This is a genomic window from Micromonospora sp. GCM10011541, from assembly GCF_042650725.1.
GTDB classification, from domain to species: Bacteria; Actinomycetota; Actinomycetes; order Mycobacteriales; family Micromonosporaceae; genus Micromonospora; species Micromonospora sicca.
Genome location: NZ_JBHSBP010000080.1, coordinates 1 through 736, shown reverse-complemented (window position 1 = coordinate 736; position 736 = coordinate 1). Strand labels below are relative to the sequence as shown.

1 pseudogene is annotated in these 736 nt (G+C 72.8%); it reads left to right on the top strand.

The features are described 5' to 3' along the window. Positions 1-107: 107 nt before the first annotated feature. Positions 108-736, top strand: a pseudogene (locus ACFOYX_RS29490) (integrase); the annotation flags it as partial.

The window sequence follows — 736 nt, the reverse complement described above, 5'->3', positions numbered from 1 at the left end:
GCGACCGCCGGCAGCCACCACCACGCACGGCACCACGCCGCTACGGCGCCAAAGGCCGGCCACTCAAGCAGCCACCACCGCACGCGGGCCGCCCCCGCAGCGCCTGGTTGCAAGAGCCGCTGCTGCCGCCCGGACCACGCAACTACCGTGCTGCTGTTGATCTGCGCGCCGGGCCGCCACCAGACAACCCCTGGCTGGCCTGGGCGCTGCACCTGGCCCACACCACCGCCGAGGCACGCGGATGGGAACCCACCGCGCGACGCGCAATGCAGCGGGTCCTGGTCATGCTGCTCGCCGAGCACCGCGAACCCGACCGCATCCGCGTCAGCGACTTCGCGGACGTCGCCGCCCGGCAATACATCAACCTCGACTACGTCATCGAGGTCCTCACGGCCATGGACATCATCGACGACAACCGGCCCGCCAGCCTCGAGGGCTGGCTGGCCGCCAGGCTCGCCGGGCTGCCCGGCCCGTGGCGTCGAGACCTGGGCAGCTGGGCACGCACGCTGCGCGACGGAAGCCCGCGAAGTCGCCCCCGCCACGCGGGCACGGTCCGCGCCTACGTCGCTGCCGCGCTCGGCGCTGCCGCCAGCTGGCCGCAGCGCGATCACCTGCGGGAAGTCACCCGCGAGGACGTCCAGACCTACCTCGCCACGCTGCACGGCCGACGCCGTGAAGTCGCCACGACCGCCCTGCGCGGACTGTTCCGATGGGCCAAGACCCACAAGCTGGTCTT